Raw genomic sequence first — 1,081 nt, 5'->3', positions numbered from 1 at the left:
GATGCGCCTGACTTTAATATCGGTCTTGAATTACAGTTGCGCCAGGCCGGGATAAAAACGGCACATTATGTCAGTCCGTCTGTTTGGGCCTGGCGTCAAAAGCGCGTGTTTAAGATTGCGCGCGCCGTTGACCTTATGCTCACGCTCTTCCCCTTTGAGGCCAAGTTTTATAAGCAACACCGGGTCTCGGTTCGGTTCGTCGGTCATCCGTTGGCTGATTTAATTCCAATCTCCTCCGATCGAAGCAAGGCTAGAGCCAATTTAGGTCTCACAGAAGCCGGGCCGATCGTTGCGATTTTGCCGGGTAGCAGGGCGGGCGAAATTTCACGTATAGCGGAGTCCTTTTTTGGTGCTGCCGAACAGATTAAAAATAAGTCTCCAAATGTCCGTTTTGTTATTCCCTGCGTGAATGCGAACAGGCGAGCGCAGGTTTTGGAAATTCTCGAGCGTTTTCCTGCGTTAGAGGTCGAGCTGATCGACGGTCGTTCTCGTGAGGTAATGGCTGCTTCAAATGTCGTCTTGCTCGCCTCAGGGACAGCGACATTGGAATGCATGTTAATGAAGCGTCCGATGGTTGTGGCGTATCGACTAAATAAGCTCACTTATTGGGTTATGCAGCGGCTTATTAAAACCCCTTATGTTGCGCTGCCTAATTTATTGGCAGGTAAAGAGCTTGTTCCTGAGTTGCTTCAGGATGATGCAACTGTTTCAAACATTTCAGCAGCGGTGCTTGAACGCCTTCCCGTGAGCATGGAGAAAAGCTTGCAGTCCGATTTCTCCCTGCTGCATGAATCGTTGAAGAAAAACGCCAGCTCTGAAGCTGCAGAGGCTGTTTTGGCGTTGGCAAACAAATCGTGAGTCATTTTTTTCAAGNAGATTATGTGTATGCAAAGGGATTTGTCGGCAATCTACTGGCGGGTGTTGATGAGGTCGGTCGCGGCCCTCTAGTTGGGTCGGTTGTCGCTGCTGCTGTTATCTTGGATCCTGAGGCTGAGATTTCAGGGCTTGCCGATTCGAAGAAGCTGTCTGAGAAAAAACGATTACTCATCTCTGACGAGATTAAGAGCAAAGCGCTTGCATG

The 1,081-nt window shown here is 49.4% G+C and carries 1 protein-coding gene and 1 pseudogene; both read left to right on the top strand.

All coding sequences use genetic code 11. The annotated features are described in order from the left end of the window. Positions 1–858, top strand: an 858-nt coding sequence (gene lpxB, locus A3750_RS13090) for a lipid-A-disaccharide synthase (protein WP_068548349.1), incomplete at its 5' end; no start/stop codon positions are given. Positions 859–881: 23 nt separating this feature from the next. Next, a pseudogene (rnhB, locus tag A3750_RS13085) lies at positions 882–1,081 on the top strand (ribonuclease HII); the annotation flags it as partial.

Source organism: Oleiphilus sp. HI0079, from assembly GCF_001635105.1.
This window is presented reverse-complemented; position numbering and strand designations above follow the sequence as displayed.